Source organism: Geobacillus sp. WSUCF1, assembly GCF_000422025.1.
GTDB lineage: Bacteria > Bacillota > Bacilli > Bacillales > Anoxybacillaceae > Geobacillus > Geobacillus zalihae.
In genome coordinates this window covers 1-2,035 of record NZ_ATCO01000265.1, presented here as the reverse complement: position 1 = coordinate 2,035, position 2,035 = coordinate 1, and the positions used below count along the sequence as shown (strand labels likewise).

The window sequence follows — 2,035 nt, the reverse complement described above, 5'->3', positions numbered from 1 at the left end:
TCGAGTCCCGTCTTCCGCTCTTGATCAAGGCGGCATAGCCAAGTGGTAAGGCAGAGGTCTGCAAAACCTTTATCCCCGGTTCGAATCCGGGTGCCGCCTCCATATCTAATGAATAAAAAAGTGTTGACAGTTGAAAGATAATTTGGTAAAATGTTGATTGTCGCGCCGATGTGGCGGAATTGGCAGACGCGCACGACTCAAAATCGTGTGGGGTAGCCCCCCGTGTGGGTTCGACTCCCACCATCGGCATCGAAATAGGGAAAAGGCTTTAGGGACAAGGGGTTTCACGTAAGTGAAATCCCTTGTTTTTTATTTACCGAATACGATTCGAGAAAAGAAAATCGTGTGCGTACAATCGTGTTCGGTGAGGTGAAATGGAAAGTGGGAAGAATAGAAAATGAGAGAGAATTGCAGAGAAAGAGCAAGAGAGGAAGAAGAGGAGAGTTGAGTCGTGAGGAGTTGTTGCTAATATCTGACGATATCAGAGAAATTGAATACACATTTGAGGAATTGTTAGAGATATTTATTGAGGATTGCGAACTAAGAAATTTGCGGGAACATACGATTAAATATTATCGCAGTGAGTTAAACGCATTTGTAAAACTGCTGAAAGAGCAAGAAATCGAGTTGCGTGTAAGTGAATGGACAGGAGAAACCATTAAGCGAAATGTCATTATGTACATGAAAGAAAAAGGTCTTAAGACAGTCAGTATCAATTCCCGTTTGCGAGCCATGAGGGCGTTCTTTAACTTTTTGGAAGGACGAAATCTCATAAAAAGCAATCCGATGAAAGACATCAAATTGTTGAAGGATAGAAAAAGGATTGTAGAAACATTTGATAATCAGCAGATAAAGGCTTTATTTAAAGAATGCGACCTTCGTACGTTTGTAGGTTTAAGGGATTATACGATTATGATGTTGCTGTTGGAAACGGGAGTTCGAGTAAATGAATTGGTGGGGATAAAAACAACGGATATCATTTGGGAACAAAAAGTCATCCGCATTCGAAACACAAAAGGGGGTTTCGAACGTTTTGTTCCTATTCAAGATAAAATGATTAATCAGTTGAAAAAATATATAGCTGTTAGAGGGAGTGTGGATACTGATTATTTATTTATTACCCGTGACGATACGCCACTCAGCAAAAAGCAAGTACAGGACAGAATTAAAGAGTATGGGAAAAAGGCAGGAATCAAGAACGTTCGCTGTTCCCCACATACGTTTCGCCATACATTTGCTAAATTATGTGTGTTAAATGGGGCAAATGCATTTCAATTACAGGCAATACTGGGGCATACGTCATTGGAAATGACAAAAGTGTATGTAAATCTTTTCAGCAACGAGGTTCAGCAAGGACATGCAAAATTTAGTCCGATAAATAGCTTATTCAAATAATTTTCATTATCCACATTTTGTAGTGGAAAGTTGTTCTATAACTGTAGATGAGCATTTTTCATTACAATAATTTCCATGCTTTAAGAGACAAACAGGGTCCCCCTTAGGCGACATGGAGCTGTTTTTTGATCACATCAATGGGAATCTCTTGCTTCGCGGCGTTATAAATGAACTCGACGACGCTGTGGCCTTTCCGTGATCGAAGAAGCTCCAGTCCAGCGGAAAGGTTTTGTTGGGATTCGGCGATGCTGTACACGCAGGCCAAGAGCACCACCGCCCAATACCGTTTCACCGCCCGAATGTGGCGAACGCGGTATCCATCCAGCTTCAGTTGATCTTTCGCTTGCCGGAAAAAGCACTCGATCGTCCAGCGCTGGGCGTAGTAACGCAAGATGTCTTCGTCCCCGAGCTCCCGGTCGGTGCTCAAGACGCAATGGAGATGTTCCGGTGTCATCGGCTGATCCGCCTTCCAAGCCAGCAGCACCACCGCGTCATCGAGGCCATGGATGGCCCCCTCATAGCGATACACGCGATAACGCTCCTGCCCCACCGTGACGAGGCGGGTGTCTTTGGACTCGATATAGCGGGCGAACTGCTTGGCTTGGATGGCGATGCCTTTCGGGTAGAGAATCCGGTTCGT

Annotated in this window: 2 protein-coding genes and 2 tRNA genes; 3 read left to right on the top strand and 1 reads right to left on the bottom strand. The window is 44.1% G+C overall.

Going from position 1 to position 2,035, the window contains the following annotated elements:
• Window positions 1–28 precede the first annotated feature (28 nt).
• From I656_RS00245 to I656_RS00255, 3 genes are all read left to right on the top strand, one after another.
• Window positions 29–102: transfer RNA gene (locus I656_RS00245), tRNA-Cys, on the top strand.
• A gap of 62 nt (window positions 103–164) precedes the next feature.
• Window positions 165–249, top strand: a tRNA-Leu gene (locus tag I656_RS00250).
• A 132-nt stretch (window positions 250–381) separates the two neighbouring features.
• Window positions 382–1,395, top strand: coding sequence for a tyrosine-type recombinase/integrase (locus tag I656_RS00255; protein ID WP_050572333.1), 1,014 nt, complete (start codon window positions 382–384; stop codon window positions 1,393–1,395).
• 103 nt (window positions 1,396–1,498) lie between these two features.
• Here the strand turns inward: I656_RS00255 and I656_RS00260 are convergent.
• Window positions 1,499–2,035 (bottom strand): transposase (locus tag I656_RS00260; RefSeq protein WP_020756931.1); only part of this gene is annotated, 537 nt, incomplete at its 5' end.